This is a genomic window from uncultured Mediterranea sp., from assembly GCF_902493215.1.
GTDB lineage: Bacteria > Bacteroidota > Bacteroidia > Bacteroidales > Bacteroidaceae > Bacteroides.
On sequence record NZ_CABUOL010000014.1, the window covers coordinates 55,418 to 75,056 of the forward strand.

Annotated in this window: 11 protein-coding genes; all 11 read right to left on the bottom strand. The window is 45.2% G+C overall.

All coding sequences use genetic code 11. The features are described 5' to 3' along the window. Nucleotides 1-15: 15 nt before the first annotated feature. Nucleotides 16-1,488, bottom strand: coding sequence for a sulfatase-like hydrolase/transferase (locus RDO88_RS09550; protein WP_307759145.1), 1,473 nt, complete (start codon nt 1,486-1,488; stop codon nt 16-18). A 235-nt stretch (nt 1,489-1,723) separates the two neighbouring features. Beyond that, complete coding sequence (locus RDO88_RS09555) at nt 1,724-3,823, bottom strand: hypothetical protein (RefSeq protein WP_307759146.1); 2,100 nt, start codon at nt 3,821-3,823, stop codon at nt 1,724-1,726. A gap of 165 nt (nt 3,824-3,988) precedes the next feature. Then, complete coding sequence (locus RDO88_RS09560) at nt 3,989-6,202, bottom strand: alpha-N-acetylglucosaminidase TIM-barrel domain-containing protein (protein WP_307759147.1); 2,214 nt, start codon at nt 6,200-6,202, stop codon at nt 3,989-3,991. Nucleotides 6,203-6,420: 218 nt separating this feature from the next. Further along, on the bottom strand, nt 6,421-7,116 hold the full coding sequence (locus RDO88_RS09565; RefSeq protein ID WP_307759148.1) for a DUF4998 domain-containing protein: 696 nt from the start codon (nt 7,114-7,116) through the stop codon (nt 6,421-6,423). 22 nt (nt 7,117-7,138) lie between these two features. After that, nucleotides 7,139-8,338, bottom strand: coding sequence for a DUF5000 domain-containing lipoprotein (locus RDO88_RS09570; RefSeq protein WP_307759149.1), 1,200 nt, complete (start codon nt 8,336-8,338; stop codon nt 7,139-7,141). A gap of 33 nt (nt 8,339-8,371) precedes the next feature. Continuing rightward, complete coding sequence (locus tag RDO88_RS09575) at nt 8,372-10,261, bottom strand: RagB/SusD family nutrient uptake outer membrane protein (RefSeq protein ID WP_307759150.1); 1,890 nt, start codon at nt 10,259-10,261, stop codon at nt 8,372-8,374. A gap of 14 nt (nt 10,262-10,275) precedes the next feature. Beyond that, complete coding sequence (locus tag RDO88_RS09580) at nt 10,276-13,692, bottom strand: SusC/RagA family TonB-linked outer membrane protein (protein ID WP_307759151.1); 3,417 nt, start codon at nt 13,690-13,692, stop codon at nt 10,276-10,278. A gap of 147 nt (nt 13,693-13,839) precedes the next feature. After that, on the bottom strand, nt 13,840-14,940 hold the full coding sequence (locus RDO88_RS09585) for a FecR domain-containing protein (RefSeq protein ID WP_307759152.1): 1,101 nt from the start codon (nt 14,938-14,940) through the stop codon (nt 13,840-13,842). Between the two features lie 300 nt (nt 14,941-15,240). Continuing rightward, nucleotides 15,241-15,816, bottom strand: a complete 576-nt coding sequence (locus RDO88_RS09590; RefSeq protein WP_307759153.1) for a sigma-70 family RNA polymerase sigma factor — start codon at nt 15,814-15,816, stop codon at nt 15,241-15,243. A gap of 185 nt (nt 15,817-16,001) precedes the next feature. Next, nucleotides 16,002-17,570 carry a family 20 glycosylhydrolase gene (locus RDO88_RS09595; RefSeq protein ID WP_307759154.1) on the bottom strand — a complete coding sequence of 523 codons (1,569 nt, stop codon included), beginning with the start codon at nt 17,568-17,570 and terminating at the stop codon, nt 16,002-16,004. Between the two features lie 24 nt (nt 17,571-17,594). Further along, nucleotides 17,595-19,625 carry a glycoside hydrolase family 2 TIM barrel-domain containing protein gene (locus RDO88_RS09600; protein ID WP_307759155.1) on the bottom strand — a complete coding sequence of 677 codons (2,031 nt, stop codon included), beginning with the start codon at nt 19,623-19,625 and terminating at the stop codon, nt 17,595-17,597. Nucleotides 19,626-19,639: the final 14 nt, after the last annotated feature.

The following is a 19,639-nucleotide window of genomic DNA, read 5'->3' on the forward strand; positions in this document are numbered from 1 at the left end:
CCGTCCGTTCCCCAATTAATATTCAAAGGTTTTCCCTGCCTCCCAGATGGGTAGAAGTCGCTCCACCGTTTCAGGTTCTTCCCCGGCCACATTCTTCTTCTCCATCCGGTCGCTGTCATACCGGTACAGCTCCGTTATCACAGTCCCTTTCTTCTGGTAACGTGAGAAACGCCATTCCGGTGTACGCACGCTCACCCCCTGATTGAAATAACTATAGGCAGCCTCCCGCCAGGACGAATCGTCCGGATTATCCAACAAACCGGCAAAACTATGTCCGTCCAGGTCTGCGGGAGCATCCACACCGCACAAATCCATCAGTGTGGGATAAATATCTACCGAACTGACGATACGATGGTTCTCGACACCACTCCTGCATCCGGGTGCCTTTACAATCAGAGCACTGCTCAACGACGTCTCGTGCAGCGTATGCTTGCCCCAGACGCGCAGGTCACCCAAATGCCATCCATGGTCCCCCCACAGCACAACAACGGTATTGTCTGCCAGTCCAGTTTCCTCCAAGGCCTGTAATACCTTACCAACCTGAGCGTCCATATAGCTGACGCAGGCGAAATAAGCATGACGCAACTTGCGGGCATAAGCATCCGATACGTTCTTAACCAAAGAAGCTTTCTCGTCCCCCAGTTTGTACTGATTGAACTCACCACTTCCGTGCAAAGTTTCCAGGCTGCATCCTTCCGGAATATCCTTCATCGGAGAAAGAGGAAGAGAAGCCTCATCATACAAATCCCAATACCGTTTGGGAGCAGTGAACGGCAAATGAGGTTTAAAGAAACCTACCGCCAAGCAGAAAGGCTGTTTTCTACCAGCCAGCTCCTTCAGCTTGCTGACAGCCAAACGAGCCGTCAGGCCATCGGGCAAACCTTCATCCTCCACCTCCGCACATTCATAGGGTTTCACTTGCGAATTGCGTACCTGACGATTACTACCATCCGAATAACCGAAAAATGCATTCCAACCCGTTCCCCACCGACCGGCATCAAACAGCATTTCGTCCCAGCTGTAAGGCAATTCACGTTTTCCGGACTTCGGCTCCTTATAGCCATACACATACCCGTCGGCCGAATGACTGATCTTGCCGATACCCACCGTATAATAACCGTTCCTACGCAGATGATGAAACATTGTTTCAGGCAGTTCACCTTCAGGACGGTCAGAACAATTCGTCCTACATGCCTCGTTGGACAAATCGGAAACCTTGCGGGGCAGATGTCCCGTCAGCATGCTGGCACGAGAAGCCCCACTGGTAGGCACCTGCACATAGTGGTTAAAGAAAAGACTGCCCTCACCGGCCAACCGGTCGATGTTCGGTGTCTTCACTACGGAACCGTAACAACCCAGTTCACGACGCAAATCATCTACGCAGATGAAAAGGACATTGGGCTTCTTTACTTCAGTATTTACCTTTTGGGCAAACGTCTGTTGGCTGGAAAGTATATACAGTCCTAAAAATATAAATCCATTCTTCATAATAATTTAGCACGAACTCAAATAGAACAACAAGTTATTACTATTTAAATAATCATCAAAAACAAATCAAATCAATGTTCAAGATTATTCTCTTAAAAGATTCCATTTATATAAGAAAATCCGTTGGCAGTAGAACTTCAGTCAAGAAGCATCCTGCCAACGGATTACAAATTTAATCATTCATGATGAATTGGCCAAACGAAAGCCTATTCTTTACTTTATATCTCTTTCCGCTTCATTCAAAGTCCAGCAGCACGATTTCCTGCGGTTGTAACGTCAGACGTATCTCATCTCCATATCTGACTTGTGCGGGGAAGCGGGAAACATCGGATGAAAGCGGAGAACTGCAACGAAGCCCTCTCTTCAAATTCTCCGGTACCCCATGTTTACGGTCCAACACAAACACATATTCCTGCGGAGCATCCGAAGGATTGTGGAAAGATATATATCCCCGTTTCTTATCCCAGGCTGTATATCCATAAACGTCACCCTTACGAGGATCTCCTCCGTGCATCCTGACGTGTCTGAATGCCGGGAACATACGGTGTGCCCATTTCACTCCTTCAGCCATCACGTCCCAGTCCGGCGCAGAAAGTTTCTGGGTTTTGATGTACAGTTCTATAAATCCGGTCCCGCGACTCAGGTTCATGAACAGGTAATCGCGGAATGTCTGTTCCGGTTCACCAGTCGACGTTTTCTTCGGTTCATGATTGAAGATGCTGTTCATCGGGAACTTTGTATTTTCCTGTTCCCAGATCTGATAGTAGATTCCGTCACGGTATACCAGTTCCTGCGTCCGTGAATTACCCGAAGCCGCATCGCCGGCATTGATGAGCCAGACCACATCCACATACTGCATCCACCAGGGACTCAGGTAGGCACCGTTGGTGATAGCCAGGAAAATGTCCGGATTGATTTCATGAAGCTTCTTGAAGATTTTCATCAGACGTTCCGTACCGTTACACAGATAGTACTCCTTCAATTCATTGTAACGGGCGTCGTTCAGTTCCTTCTCATTGCCCTTGAAATCCGATACACCCAGCTGCGGCATATACGCCGTACCACGTCCCTTGACTTCAAAGTCGCGGGTGTTCAAATGCCCGAACAGGCCATCGAACTTGAAATATGCAACACCCATACGGGCCAATTCCAGAATACGTTCCTCCAGTTTCTGCATATAGACAGGACCTGTCATGGACATCCCCATCCCCAACGATTCCCAGCCGTATTCACCCATTCTGGGAACCATGGCACGGGCTCCCAGAATAGATGCCGGGCTGAGCCACAGGCCCAATTGGGAATTCGCTCCGTTCACTGCCAGAAAGCAGTCTTTAAAATCGGACTGGAATTTTGGGTTCACCGTCCATACCCCATTACGCCAGTCGGCTGTTTTTCCGGCATCCTGCCAGCCGTCATCGATGACGTAAGCATTCAGCGCAGGGCAACCGCGTTTCTCCACCAGTTCCTCATGGACTGTCTGCAAACTGCCCACAAACTTCTCCGAAGAGACCGACTGCCCGAAATCGAACCAGCTGTTGTACTGTATCTGTAAACGGGCCGGACGGATACGGATACGGTCAATGTATTCATAAAAGGCATCATCCGTAAAGTCCGGAGCGTCGGCCATGCCGACCACGCCGCTATAGGTGGTATAGGTATCTCCTGCTTTCAGAACCACCGCAGGAGAATAACCGCAATAAATCACACGGTCTTCCACGGCATTGGTCGCAGCCGGAAATTCCATGCCCCAGAAAGAGGCCGAACGGGAAGTATACACAGGCTGTCCCAGTCCCGGTTTCCAATGAGAGGGTCCTTGGGCATAGATTTCACGGATGGTATAATTTTGTTGTGCATCCTCTACGCCGACTGCCTCCACATCAACACGTTCCAAGGTCAGGTCGTGCGCCGGCTTTATAACCAGTTTCTTGCGCGCATAAAAATCGGATGGTTTCAGTTCGTATACGACTTCCACGGTAAGGTCCTCATTCTGGAGTTCAAAACAATACCCCTTACTTTGCCGGTCTGTCGGATTCGCATAGGAAGAGACTTCTGACACCTTGAAATCCTTTGCGGTCAGGATGCGGTCGGTCCCTTCCTTATCAGTTCCCTTCGATATACGCAAACGGAATTCATCGGAAGAGACGGACAGAGGAAGCTGTACTTCCGCCAAACGGTTATTCATTGAAACGGTGGACAGATGACCGTCGGCCGTGACACATATCACACGTTCCAGATGACGGTTCTTCAAGGAATAATTCTTCTGGGCCTCCGCTCCCACTGCCACCCCCAACAGGAGGGCGGAACATAAGATTTCACGGATAATACTAATTTTCATGGTCTGTAATGTTATCTTTAATTATACAATTAGGGTATTCTGTTCATTTTCGTTAACTGTAAATAGACACATCATAATTACATTTAAATCATGTACAGAAATAGAAGAATCTCCACTCTGTCAGATATTTATAGAAAACGTTAATTGAACATCCTGACAATCAAATCACTTGTAATATCTTTCAGCGATTTCTGAGTATTTTTTGAAGAAACGTTTTGCAAGGACAATTTCATCCCCTTTAGGTTTCGGATTTATATCAGTCTTCGGCGTATTTACGAAATTGATTTCCCAATCTGCCAGCTTGTCATAGAATTCATTGCCTCTGAAGGCTTCTCTACCGATTGACATCTTTACATTCTTACCTGTGTACTTCCTGCCATTTTCAGCTTCATTCTCTATCATGTCGTAGAACATTTTCCATCTTTGATAATAATAACGTCTTATTAGTCCGGCCCATTCTCTCCATGAATAATCAAACTGCTTACATTCATATCCATCCGTGAATCCCCATAAAGTGACCAAAGCCGTTGCATCCTTCTCCAATAAATCCTTTTCCGCATCAGTTGTTCCCCAGCTGCGCGCATCTGATATCCATTTGTCAAAATTCCATTCATCACGGGTAGCCAGTAACTCATCGACATCGAGCAATAAGTTCAAAAAGACATCACGGTCTTCCCTAAATTTTGCCATATCCCCCTTTTCATAGGAGTCAGCCATTTGAAAGTGTATTTTCTGAGCAAGATTAGTCATTATCTGACGTTGCAAATCTATTACGTCCTGACGGTATATAGTCGATTTTTTCAATGACTTTGCATCCTTTAGCAATAATGCCTGAGCTTTATACAACTCCAGAGGATCATATGGAATTTTAAAACCGCTGTTGGGACCTGATTTTTTAGCCCTCAAAGCAGGTCTGGCACAGATCATAGAACTGAACTCCACACCGTTTGTTCCTCTTTTGTAAGCCGTATTCAGCAACATTTCCCAAGCGTCTCTGGCGGACTGGGAATATTTCCCATAAGCTCTGGTTACATATTTATCCATCCATTCATCTATATTCACTGTACCTTCATGACAAGACATCTCAAACGCCAATGCATAATACATCGGATTCTGACACACAGATTCCATGAACAGCCCATTGCCTATAATATTAGGCGCATTTTTTTCCGCCGTTTTATACTGGTTGCTTGCAATCAATGGAATATCCCCATGCATGTTAATTCTGCCGCCAAAATTGTGCAAATTACCAGCAACGAAAGGATAGCCCCAGAAATTCTGCAAAGAAGCAAACTTTGAACCGGCCAAATCAAGTATAACCAAATCCGATTTTGGGAAGGCATCCACAATAGGTTTTCTTATACTCCATGACTGCATGGCGACTCTTGCCGTCGGATCAAAGTTCTTGATAAGTTTCCAAATCTTAGTACCCACACTCCGAAGGTATTCATCTCCACTTACAGGAGGAGCACTCTCATGGAAAGGATCTGCTGCATACAGGCCGTATGCACCAAACAGTTCCTTCTGCGTTTCAAGAAATATTTTCCTGATCCTGTCAAACAAGGGGTCCAAAGGATCCAACATAGAAACGCCCTCGAAACCATACCATTCAGGTTGCTGTTTTATATGGGCATCGGGATACTTCTTCATCATGAGTTTAGGCACGTAACCGGTAAATGCCTGCTGTATAGGTTGCATGCCCAGATCCAGCTGGCGTCTATATATTTTACGTGCCAGTTCTTTATGCGACTCTATCCATGACAAAGGAAGCGGTCCATATACACTTTCTATGTTAGGCATCCATTGCCAAGCCTGATGAGCCGGCCCAACCAGAAAAGATCTGGCTTCATCATCGGTAAAGCCCATCTTCAATAAAGTATGATACCATACGGCATCCAAACCTATCGTCTGAAGTGGAACATTAATTCCATTCATGGCCATGTAATCTATTTCCCTTTCCCAACGTTTCCAGTCCCACCAGGGTGCTGTATAGGAGATGGAACAATAATTGAAATAGACTCTCATATCACCATTAATCTGCCCTTTTCTTGTTTCATGAGGCAATGGAAGGCGTTTAGGCAACTTAAGCTGATCTCCGAACCAGGACAATTGTACATTACAGTCGTATTTCAGATACATGTGATATGCCACTGCCACTGCAACAGGAGAACTTCCTCTCAATAACACTTTAGAGTCTTTCTGACCGATCTCATATATATCACCTTTCATTACAGGCTTGTCAATGAGTTCCGTTATAAACTGGCTCTGATGCTTAGGTGTAACTCTACCTATAAGCTCATAGGCTGACTGACAAAATGTTTGCGCATACAACGGAAAGCTTGAAAACAGCAAAAGTAAAATTAATAAAATATTTCTCATGATTTAATAATTCAGTACGTTAAAAAGATTTTCCCTCTTTCGTTCAAACAGACAAATAATCTAAGTTAGCTCTTCATTACTATTTACCTGCAAATATATTACAAAAATCATTCCGAACAAAGAGAAGTTTCGCTTACAGTAATTGGCATTCTGAGAGACTTCCCCCTGTCCGGAATGAATTTCATTCAATATACTTCTAAACGTCTTTCGAATAGTTGTTAGAATGTATAACTTCTTGCATTAGAAGCCAGTTCATCCAAAGCTCCTTCCGGAAGGAAGACAGACGAAACACTAATGACATCTCCTACCCGTACGCCAGGAAGGATTGTTTCCGTATCATCGTTTTCTACCCGTACCTCTTTATCTACCGGATTGGCAGGATCACTATAATCAGTATATTTCACCAACGTGTACTGAATAGCATTGCTGAGAATAGCCGCCCATGTCAGCACTCCCTCTCCCGATGAATTTATATTACGGCTTCTGATTTCACGGTTCATCAAACGTCCGATATATTCTGGCCCATAGACATCGACCGTCATGCTTTCGGCCATAGACCGATGTCCATAATCGTCTTTAGTAACCACTTCAAAGATATAGCTATCCTCTGCAAAAGGCAATATCTCTTCCATCCACATAGCTCCTGCTTGCGTACGGTTGACTTCTACTACAACTGAGTCTGTGCGTTGGGCCCAATAAATAACCACTTTCGTGATACGAGGATCGGCATTAAGCAACCACTTGAATTTGGCACGCTCATTTCCGGGAGTGATGGCCAACGAATCGACCACACCGGTATAGATAGTTTCACCTCGATTCAAATATTCCTCGTGTATGTCATTGATATTCTCACAACTGCAACAGAAGGTGAGGACTATCCCCCATGCCAGTATGTATTTTACAATCTGTTTCATTTTATTCTTTTCTTAAAAAACATTACTCAACTTTATTGTTTCCCCAGAAAGTCAATTCCGCAATATGCAGATAAGGAGAACCACCCCAAGTGCTTTTCACTGCGAACCGGAGATAACGAACCTTACCCAACGACAATGGCGCCATATATTCAAAACCGTTTTGCGCATACTCGATATCCTCATTGGTTACAGTCGAACCTTCACCCGAAGGTTTGAAGGTTACGAAATCACCTAATTGTTTCCAATCGGTTTTCCAGTCTTCAGACCAATACTCATCCATCATACCTTCTTTATAAGAAGTACAACCCCAAATCTCAAACGTTTTAGGATTATAATGCTTATAAAACCAATTATTTCCACTACGATGATAAAGTTTGAAACGACTCAATTGAACTTCCATTCCCAAATCTACAGTAAAATATACAGGGAAAGAGCCATCTTTCTCCGTTGTATGCCACATGGAGCTAATATTATCATCGAACATTTTATCAAACGTATAAGTGCCGCTATAGTTAGAAGTATTATCCTTCGGCAAAGAGACTCTCTTCATCAATTTCTTATCCAAAATGGTTTCATACAACGGAGTCAGCTCCTGTGTAATGGTATCCGACACATTCCCCCACTTGTCTGTCAGGTAGAGGGCAAAGGTACGGGGCTGGTCATCATAGCCACGGAACGAATAACTTCCATCCTTTAACTGGTTATAATAAGTCTCGCCGTCCTCCATCTCACCATCGTCGTTGGATGCCATAATGGTGATACCTATTTCCGATTGCTGTTCATTGGTCCACGTTACATTTACACCTCCAAAATCAGCCTGCATCTGTATGGAACCCAAAATCAAATCGACCAATGGAGTCAACGGATGGATGGTCACCACATAGGGAGCTGACAGGTTTTCACTATGATCCACTACATAGAGCGTTACGTCTACCGGATCCGTACTACCCAACCCTTCGATTTTCAAAACGTTATTGTATACAGAGGCACGTTCCACATGTTCGACACCTTTCACATAATAAATGCCTTTCACATAAGATACATCACTTTCGTTGGACAACGCGTAGGAGATTTCCGCTCCACCCGGCAGAGGATTCACGTCCACACTCGTAATAGGTGAAGGAGCCTCACCGTCTGTGGGTGTCTGTCCGACAAAATCTTCCGAACATCCTGCCATCCCCAATAGGATAAACAACAGGACAGCATATAAAATCGTTTTCATTCTGCTTATATATTTATAAAAGGTTAGACAATATTACCAACCCGGATTTTGAACCAAATTCTTGTTGATTGTGATGGAGTTGGTCTTTATCGGCCACAAATAGTCTTTCATTGTAAACCGACGGGTCTCGTAAGTCACTACATAGTAGAAAGCCTCTGCTGTAGCTCCCTGGTAATTCCATCCCTGTACGGGCTGATTGAGGTATTCCAATGCTTCTTTCCAGCGGCGTAAGTCGTAGAACCGTTGTCCTTCACCAGCCAACTCATTCAGGCGTTCGTGACGAATAATTTCACGCATACCGTCCTGCGTGGTCGGCTTTCCAGGTATAGTAGATTTCTGCCAAGATTCTATTACCCCTTTCAAACCGGCGCGTGCACGTACCTTATCTACGTATTCGTAAACTTCATCCGTAGGTTGCGGATTGGCTTCGTTCAAGGCTTCAGCATACATCAAATACAAATCAGACATACGGATAATCGGGAAAGCATACCGTACAGCATTGTAAGTGTTGGAAGCCGTACCTACACTAGTTTCAGGATGAATAACCTTCTTGTTAAAATAACCGGTCGGATTATGCTCGCCGACACTTCGATAACCAGCCGGTTCACCCTGACGAGCATGAATGTAATACAAATCATTATCCTGCAATTTACCTGCCCCTTCCAAAGCTCCCCGATCAAAACCAACTGTTGCATAAAAACGAGGTTCACGCTTGAAATGTAATTTGGCCGTCACTTGTCCGACCTCCATATTCAATTTATCTTCAGCGGTAATCTGTTGTGTCTGATATCGATTGTCGTAATCCCATGTGGGATCTTCATCAATGGGAATTCCGTTGTCAGTATAAAACTGTTCAGCAATCTTCAACGTCAAACCAAGCTCATTGGTTGCATTACCCAAATTGTTTACAACCAAACGGGGCATACAGAGCCTTTGCAGACCAGCATCACGTGTAGAGCCCCACACAACTTCCTTGTTCCACTCTTCCGTAAAGGCACCGCGTATTGTCAGTTTCTGCGCCGTGATATCCGACATATTGGTAGTTTTCTGGTAATAATACAGACCATGACCGGCCAACTCACACGTATCTATGGCATTCTTCAATGCTATGGCAGCACGTTGCCATTTTTCTACCTTGAATTCTGTATCAACCAGATGCCGACCCTTGTTGTCTGTAAAATACTGGTAATCCGGGTTGCCGTTGAACAACGGACTGGCTGCCCATACCAATGCTTTTGCTTTGAGAGCCACAGCTATGGCTTGCGTAATACGCCCTGCCTCGTTGGTCATATCCGTAATTTCCAAAGGAAGATTCGGTATGGCGTCGTCAATCAGGGAAACAATGTAGTTGACCACATCGTCCACCGGTTCACGATACACCCGTACTTCTTCCGGCGTAGCGGAAACTGGCAGGTTAACATCGATAATAGGTACCGGACCATAAAGTGTCATCAGGAAATAATGATAATAGGCTTTCAAGAATTTTACTTCGGCCATCCAACGTTCCCGTTCGTAATCATCCAAATCGGGTACACGACCAATATTTTCCAAGAAAATATTACAGTCACGAATAGCTATGAACAAATTCTTTCCATTATTCAATCCATCCCAATAATTCAGATATGGATCATTGGCATTCTGCAAACCTGTCGACAGGTTAACTACCGGTCTGTTCTTATACTCCGGTTTATCAATATTCCACCACATCTCATCACTGGTCATGAGTTCTGGGGTACTCCATACATCCGTAGGATTGGGCAAATAAGTGTAGCACGTAAAGAAAAATTTCTCGGCTGCGGCCCGGGTATTAAAACACTTTTCAATGGTAGCAATATCGTCCGGTACAATGTCCAAATAGTCCGCACATGAGACAGATCCCAGGCAAAGTCCAGCTACCACTACATATTTCAAAATACTTTTCATAACATTCTAATAAATTACAGATTAACATTGATACCGAAATTGAACACACGTTGCAACGGGTAGTTGAAACAATTACCTGCCAACTCCGGATCCCACATTTTAAACTTGGACCATACACACAGGTTGGTACCCGTGACATACAGACGCACATTCGTGAAGTTTATTTTCTTCACCAGTCTCTGAGGCAGCGAATAACCAAGTTCTACAGTCTTCAGGCGCAGGAAAGAACCGTCACGCATAAACCACGTGCTGCGTTGCGTATTATTTTTATTTTCTGAAGCTGTCAAACGTGGCCAAAGAGCATATACATCCCGGTTGGTTTCAGACCAATGATCATCCGCATAGTATTGTAACAAGGCACGAGGTGCCGTACCTCCCACGAATGGAGCAGTATTCTCTGCATCAATCCAGAAAGACGAACGTGCAGAGCCCTGGAAGAAACAGGAGATATCCCAATTCTTGAATCCGGCAGACAAGCCAAAACCGTAGTTGATTTCTGGTGTAGTTGGGAAACCGATTGGCACTTTGTCACGGTCATCAATGATATCGTCACCGTTTATATCCTTATACTTGATATCACCGGCACCATATTCTCCGAAAGTTTGTCGAGGAGAATTACGTACTTCTTCTTCATCCACAAATAAACGTTCTGCTACCAGTCCAAATTCTTGTTTAATTTTCTGCCCCTTACGTGACAACCAAGGCATATCGCTATAATCAGGTTCCTCATACTCCACATACTCACTGCTTGCATAAGTAAAATTACCTCTGAAAGAAGCCCAAAAATCTTTCCCAAAGTATTGGCTATAATCTACAGACATATCTATACCTCCAGATTTAGCCTTACCAACATTGGCTTGTGGTGTAGCCTGAAGTCCCATAGTTGTAGGAATATAGGAACGCTTCTGTAGAATATTGGAACGTTTTTCCTGAAAATAATCAACCTGTAATTCCAGTTTGTCCCACAAATTCAGTTCAACACCCAAATTCATTTTCTTTCCTATTTCCCATGTGATAAAAGGATCTTCGTAACGGCTGATGGAAACACCATTTCGCGAATAATTGAAATATTCACCGAATGTAAAGCCTCTTTTATCATCATTGGGATTGACTTGCGAGAGATAGAAGAAACGATCATTATCATTACCAATCTGGTCATTTCCTACCAAACCGTACGTTGCTTTCAATTTCAGTTTACTTAGCCAAGCAGAGGTTGGTTCCATAAAACTTTCGTTGCTGACAATCCATCCCAAACCGAAAGAGGGGAAAAAGCCAAAACGTTCGTTCTTTGCAAAACGCTCGGAACCGTTGTAACCGAAATTGAACTCGGCAAAATAACGTTTGTCAAAACCATACGTAAAACGACCAGCCAATCCGACATTACGGTGAGGTAGGGCGGCTTGCAGACTACTGGCACCACTATCCACATAGTCGCGCATGGTGTAGACTAACAAACCAGACACATCATGTTTGTCGGCAAAACTACGGTTATAGGACAAAGCGCTCTCAAAATAAAGGGTACTGGTCACTTCGCGTGCTCCCTCTTTAAAAGCCAGGTATTCCGTACCATCGTCCGGATTCAATGGATTCAATTTAAAGACACCGGGATTGTCAGGACTTTCGGAGTAAGAGTAATAAAAAGGATTATATGAATGAGAATTACCCAGTTTGGAGTAACGGTTCACATTGAACAATGCACGAACAGACAGGCCCTTTGTTATAAAATCCAAATTCTGTTTGGCTTCGAACTGGGCCAACATTGTAGAACGGCTGTATTCCTGATATCCCTTCACCATGTCAGCATAAGGATTGGAATATTGCCCCTCATCATAGTTACCAAACAATATATGCTTGGCGTATTGATTGGCCTCATCCGGCTGATAATAAGGCTGGAACAAAACCGGATTGGCATGCATGGATTTTTTATACAAGGCTGAGCCACCGTCCAGCGGACCGCTGTAATCGTCGAAAGCACCATGTAAACGTACTATCAATTCAGTCGTCTTGGTCACATTGATATTAACATTGGATCGCAATACAAACTTATTGATGCTGATGTTATTGTTGAAGTTGTTGCGCTTGTCCATCTTGATGATACCGTTATCTTTATTATAAGCTGCCGATACATAATAACGGGCCACCTTACCACCACCACTGATACTCAGATTATAGCGCTGATTAAATGTATGATTATTGAACAGCATGTCCCGCCAATCGATGGCTGGATAAAGTAGCGGATTGGTACCTTTTTCAGTATTGACAATCTTAGAAGTGGAATAAGGAAGGGCTGCTAAGGGGTCACGGGTACGAACTGCTTCATTGTGCATACGCATATAAGTCACAGGATCAGCCAGTTCCATTTCCTCTGTCGGCATGGAAAGCGAACCTTCAGCACGGAAAGAGACATTCACTTTTCCTTCTTTACCTTCCTTGGTTGTCACCAGAATCACACCATTGGCACCACGAGCGCCATAAAGGGCAGTAGCATTGGCATCTTTCATAATAGAAAAACTGGCAATGTCATCTGTAGTCAAACGGGCCAAGTCTTCCGTGGTCATTTCCACCCCATCAATCAAAATCAACGGGTCAGCTTTACCAGTACCGAAAGTGGTTACACCACGGATAAAAAAGCTGGCGTTATCTTGTCCCGGTTCACCAGAAGTCTGATAAGAAATCATACCAGCTATACGTCCGGAAAAAGCTGTCGTCAAGTTGCTGGATGGGACCTTCAGCTCTTCAGGTTTTACCGTTGCAACCGAAGCAATGACACTTTCTTTTTTTTGTTTGGCAAAAGCTACAACCGTCACTTCATCCAACATGTCACCCGCTTCTTCCATCACAATCAGAAATTCCGTCTTATTTCCGACCTTTATTGTCTGATCCTTCATACCTAAATAGGTAACAATCAGTTCATCTGTGGCTTTACAACGAATCGTAAACGAGCCGTCCACATCGGTACTTACACCTCTTGGGGTTCCTTTCACCTGAATAGCGGCTCCAGGCAATGGTTCACCTAAAGCATCTTTTACAATTCCTTTGATTTCTTTCCCATCTTTAGATTGCTGCACTACAGGAAGCGGAGCTTTCTTCTTCAACGTAATCTGCCGATTATTTACCGTATAATCTACTCCGTATCCGACCAACAATTTATCCAATATCTGAGTAACCGTCTCATTGTTGGCTGTAACCGATACGACTTCCTTCGGATTAATCACTTTGTCTGAATAAAAAAACACAAATTCACTCTCTGCTTCAATCCGGTCGAATACAGACTGAATTTTGACACCGTTCATCGAGAAAGTAAAAAGGGTTTGTTGTGCGTATGCTAAATCGTTGGCTAAAAGCACCGAAGAAATGCATACAAAGCTTAAAAAGAGCAGAAGTTTCACCTTTTTAACACTCCTGCCAAACATTTCTTGTTTGTTCTTCATACTTTTGTATCAAATTATAAAACTACTTGGTAAATTAGATATGTTTTGTAATTTCGCGTCCGAATCATACTGGTACTATGATTCGGATGTTGTTTTTGTGTGTACTATGTTTTCATGGTCCTCCAGTTTTTAGGGTTTGTAAATCTATTAATTGCTCACAAAATTATATCCGTTGTCTTTCATTTCATATCGCAAACCTGCCGTACTACAAATAGCAGACAATACACTTTCTATAGGTTCATTAATATCCAATTTCCCGTACAGACGAATGCCACGCACCCGAGAATCACAACTGAAAGGTATTCCATAGAAGCGGTTCAACTTACGGACAGCCTGATCCACCGTTTCACCGTCGAACACCAGCATGCCTTCACGCCACAAGATATATCGGTCTACATCCACGACATCCTTCATCTTATACTGACCCTGTACCAATATGGTCCGTTCGTCGGGCTTCATCCGTACCACGTGCTTGTGCTGGTCTTCCACCTCCACAACACCACGCTGGAGCACCACTTCCGTACGGGCATCCGAATCATAAGCACGAACATTGAAGGCTGTACCCAATACACGAACGTCGCAACGAGAGGTACGGACCACAAACGGAGTACCTTTGTCTGTTTTCTTCACGTCAATAAAGATTTCTCCATTGACAAAAATCTCACGTTTTTCTTCCGGAAAAACAGTCGGATAGACCACCTCGCTACCTGCATTAACATCAAGGACAGAACCATCTGAAAGCGCCAGCCGTATGTGTTTGCCCAGCGGAACCAGCAAACGGTTGTATTTCACTTCTTCCTGCGCTTTATCCGCCGTACTTTCCTTTGTTGCAATATTTACTCCTTCGGCAGGAACTTCCAAACGCTTGTCATCGGCATAGGCCAAACCCTCACGGTCGTAGGTTACCGATTGCGTTTTTTCCTGCAAAGCGATACTAGCCCCCGATGAGGTAACCAATCGGACACTGTTCGACTTTTCTGCATCTACCTGCTGCCGACCGGCTACATACTCCATCAAATCCGCACTGGTACGCTTTTCCAAAGGAAGTAGGAACAGCACGCCGACCAAAACAGCTGCAGCAACACTACTCCACGTCATCAGACGACGCAGTTTCTGCTGACGATGCCGATGAACAATGCGTTGCCATACTTCCTCCCGTTGCAGGGGATGCTGTACATCCTCCTGTTCGCGCAAGAAAGCGAGCAGTTGTTCACCCAACATATTTTTCTTCGAATCGGTATGCTTCATACTTTTAATTTTTTGGCGTCTTTTATCCATAAGAGTGCCATATTGCATTTTACTCCTCACTTTTTTGTCGTTTTTTTAATGAAATCTGGTAAATTTGTTTTTTGGTATACCGACACTGAAACCATGAAATGAAAGTGAAAGCTATACCTCTTTCACCAAAATCTATTGTATTACAACCACTTGAAATACGACGAAGGGGTGAAACCACTTCTAGACAACTACACACTAATAACTATTGCGTCACCGCAACTACCCACTTTAGTATGCTAACTGCCCACTTTGGAAAGCTAACTACCTACATTAGAAAAGTAACATGAGCTTTCGTAATTTGGCCACCGCTCTGCCAACCAGATTCATACCAGAATGAGGAGAAATATTCAGTACTTCCCCCAGTTCATTCCAATCCAGTTCTTTAATGAAACGCAGATAAATGGCGTGGCGCTGATTGGCGTTCAATTGTCCATAAGCCTCTTGTAACTTATGCAATCGTTCTTTTGTCTGATCATCACTACCAAAACAATGGAAAAAATCCTCTTCGGAAACGGATAATTCGAACTCAAGTTCTTCCACCCTCGAATACCCCCCCCTCTCTTTTAAAGAAGCCAACAGATTGTTGCGCATAGACAGCAACAGATAAGCTTTAACACTGCGGATAGGAGCAGTAGAATGCAAACTGAAAAGCGAAAGAAACAAATCCTGAATACAATCTTTCACTACATCTTCGTCTGAACATACATGCAGACCATAATTATAGAGGAAATCGAAATATCTTTGATACAAAAGGGACACAGCTTCGTCGTCTTTGTGCAGCATCCGCTCCCAAAGCTCCTCATCGCTCCAATTTTCCTTGTCCGAAATCAGGTGTGTTCCTCGCATAGTCCGCATTATATATAAGCGGCACAAATATAGTTTTTTTCTTAATAAAATCCAATTCTATTACTTTTTAACACACTGGAATTCCAACACACAGTAGAAATGTCACATATCCTTATACATGATATCACACGGACTATCGACAAATCGGTAGAATAATCTGTGCGATATCATGTATAAAAAAGACTTTACCCGTTCTTCAACGGATCATCCTTATCCGGCGAGCCAGGTTCAGGAGTAGCAGACGGATTGAACGGATTGAAATAATAGATGCCTTCTTCGTCAAGCAGACGGAGATAGCGGGGCAGCTTCTGCATGAAGAGGCTACATTCTTTAGCCTGAACCGGCGTCCAGCCTGCCTCGGCCACCGCTATCAGACGGGGGAAGGTCATAAAGTCCAATCGCTTGGCATCGGCAACACGTTCCGTCCAAAGATTGAACTGAAGCCCCAATATCTGTTTTTCATATCCTTGAAACAGATTCACAAGCGGTTCGGGGAAACGGTAAATGTCTTCTATCGGATTATAACCATTCCACATGCGTCCCACTTTATGAGTGCCATATTGGACAAAATCGGCATACAACGGCCGGCGAGGGGTCAGAATCACCCGATAACCATTCTCAAGAGCCTTTACCAACTGGTATTTCCGGTCGTGACGCCACCACATGATGACCGCCTTTTCGGGAGATACACCTGCATCTACCATCTCATCCCAACCAATCAGCGTCTTGCCTTTCGAAGCCAGGATGTCGGCCACCCTACGGATGAAGTAATGTTCCAGTCCCACTTCATTGCCCAGCTTCTTGTCTTGGATAAATTGTTGGATTTCAGGATCGGTATACCAGCTCTGATTGCCGTAATGCACTTCGTCACCTCCAATATGGATATAAGGGGAAGGGAACAACGTAATCAGCTCGTCCAACACATTGCTGATGAATTCAAACGTTTCTTCCTTGCACGGATGGAACGTGAAATGTTTCCATTTACCTTCGCCTCCACCGGATATTTCGGGATAAGAACGGCATACGGCCGTTGCATGCCCGGGCATGTCAAACTCGGGGACAACCATGATGTGGCGTTCGGCTGCATAGGCCACAATTTCCCGAATATCATCTTGGGTATAATAGGCAGCGGGGGCTTTCGGGTCATGCCAATTGCCGACAGCTCCTTCGGTCGTCAGCTTGGGATAACGCTTGATTTCGATGCGCCAACCGGGTTCGTCGGTCAGATGCCAGTGGAACACATTCATACGGAGCGAAGCCATGATGTCCAAGTATTGCTTGACTTTTTCTTTCCCGAAGAAATGGCGGCTTTCGTCCAACATGAAGCCACGCCATCCGTAACGGGGGGCATCCTCTATCCGGCAAGCCTGAACACGTCCTTTTCCCATACGTGCCAACTGGACGAAAGCTTCCTTGGCATAGAACAACCCCGAAGGAGAAGAAGCACGGAGCTTAACCTCTTCCGGAGTCACCACCAATGTATAGGCCTCATCCGACAGACCTGCAAGTTCATTCAGTTCCAGCAAGACTGTTCCGGAGGCCGATTCGTCAGTCATACAGGCTTTCAAAGCGTCCGACAGGGAAACCGACAGACGGTCGGCATAACCGCCGTTACCCTGTATCCGGATATTCTTTCCTACCACAAAAACACCTTTTCCACCCCGTGTACGAGCCGGAGTAGGGAACAACGACTGTGCCAACAACGGCAATACCAGTCCACACAAGCAAACAATCGCAACAAGTTTCTTTTTCATATCCCTAACAATATATCAATATGTTCAACGTACATTCCAGATCACCCGGTCGGTCTGCATCTTCTTCCCCTTACCGGCGCGAACCTCCACTACATTCTCGCCGGAAGAAAGACGAACATCCGGCCACTGGCAGGTAGCATAGGCGTCAGACTTGCAGGTTCCCACACTGACACCGTTCACAAACAATTCCACTTCGGGCATATTGGTGAAGACCATGACCGACGTCTGAAGATTGGTGCGCTCGGTATGGCGACGGTTGGCTATATAGACCATCGGCTCCTCACGGTTCCAGTTGGCCTTATAAAAATAAAACGCATCTTTACGCACTTTACGGTCACGGGTTACCAGACCCTTGTCGTTCACACCCGAACGATCGCCCTCCGTACGGTGGGCCGCACCGAAATCGAACATGTTCCACACAAACGATCCCCAGACAAAAGGACGCTCTGCCAGCGCTTTCCAATTTTCCATGTGATAATAAGTCTGGTAATTCTCCGGATGCCAATAACCCGATGAAATACCACGGACGATGCTGTCCTGCTGATGCCAAATACTGGCCCCGGCACCATATTCACTGATTCCGATTCTCAGTTGCGGGAAAGCCTTATGTGTGGCGTCCAGGAATTTACCCATATCCGAAGGTTCGCCGCCATACCAGCCGAAATACTGATTCCAGGCAATGACATCGCTGACCATGCCGATGGGATCTTTGGCCGAGATGTTGCTGGCCGCTGTCGTCAGTCGGGTAGGATCTTCCTTGTGGGCCAGTTCGTTCAGTTCACGAACATATTCGGTAGGATTATCGCCATGCGTCTTCAGTTCGTTGAACAAGCCCCAGAAACAGATGGACGGATGATTGAAGTGCTGCCGGATGAGTTCTTTCAACTGTTCACGGCCATTGGCACGGAAACTTTCCTGATTCACAAAGCCACGGTCCAGATAGCCGCCGGGACCTACAAAGGGGATTTCAGCCCAAGTGACAAAGCCGTAACGGTCCATCAAGTCATACATGTAGGAAGCTTGCGGATAATGGGCCAGACGGACGGCGTTGACTCCCATTTCGGCCATCAGTGCGGCATCTTCTTCATGATGTACCTTACGCAGAGCGTTTCCCACTTCATTTCGTTCCTGATGGCGGCATACACCCTGAAGCTTCAGGTGTTCGCCGTTCAAGAAGAAGCCTTCCTCGGCATCCACCCGATAGAACCGCAATCCCAAAGGCTGGCAGATGCTGTCGGTCACCACTCCGTTTTCCGACAACGTCACTTCGGCCCGATACAGGAACGGATCCTTACGGCCGTTCCACAAACGGGGATTCTCAAGCTGAACATCCATGAACTCAACACTTTCGCCCGGCACAACGGATACTTCGCGCTGCTGTTGCCATACGACCCGGTCTTCCTCCCAGATTTTTAAAGCCAACTGACGATTCTCGGATGCGGACGTACCGTTGGACAAACAAATTTTGGCACGCACCTTTGCCTGCTCTTTGCTAACCTCTTCCTGAATCAGATAGACACCCGGAGACGCATAATCCGTCAGCGAGATGTTCACGTCATCCGTCACCACCAGATGAACGTCCCGATAGATGCCACCATAGAAATTGAAATCACCGACCAGCGGCATGATATCAAGCTGCAGCGCATTGTTGACACGTACGAGCAGCTGATTCTTCTTTCCATAACGGACTTTATCGGTAATTTCGAAGACAAAAGCTCCATACCCTCCACGGTGTTCACCCACATGTACATCGTTTACAAACACATTGGCCACCGTATTGGCGCCTTCGAAGCGGAGGAACAACCGTTTTCCCTGCCAGGCAGAATCGATAAACAAGTCTTTCGTATAATTTCCCACTCCCCGATAGTAATCCGAACGGGCATCCGCATCCAACGCATTCCAGGTATGCGGCAGATGAACCAACTGCGCACTGCCCCTCTGTACCTGATGACTGAACCGGAACATCCAATGGTCATTAATCAACAAATCCTTCCGCCCGGCAAAGACTGACGTACCAAGCAATAAAGCAACAAGAACTAAAAAAAAGTGTTTCATAAACGATAGCATAT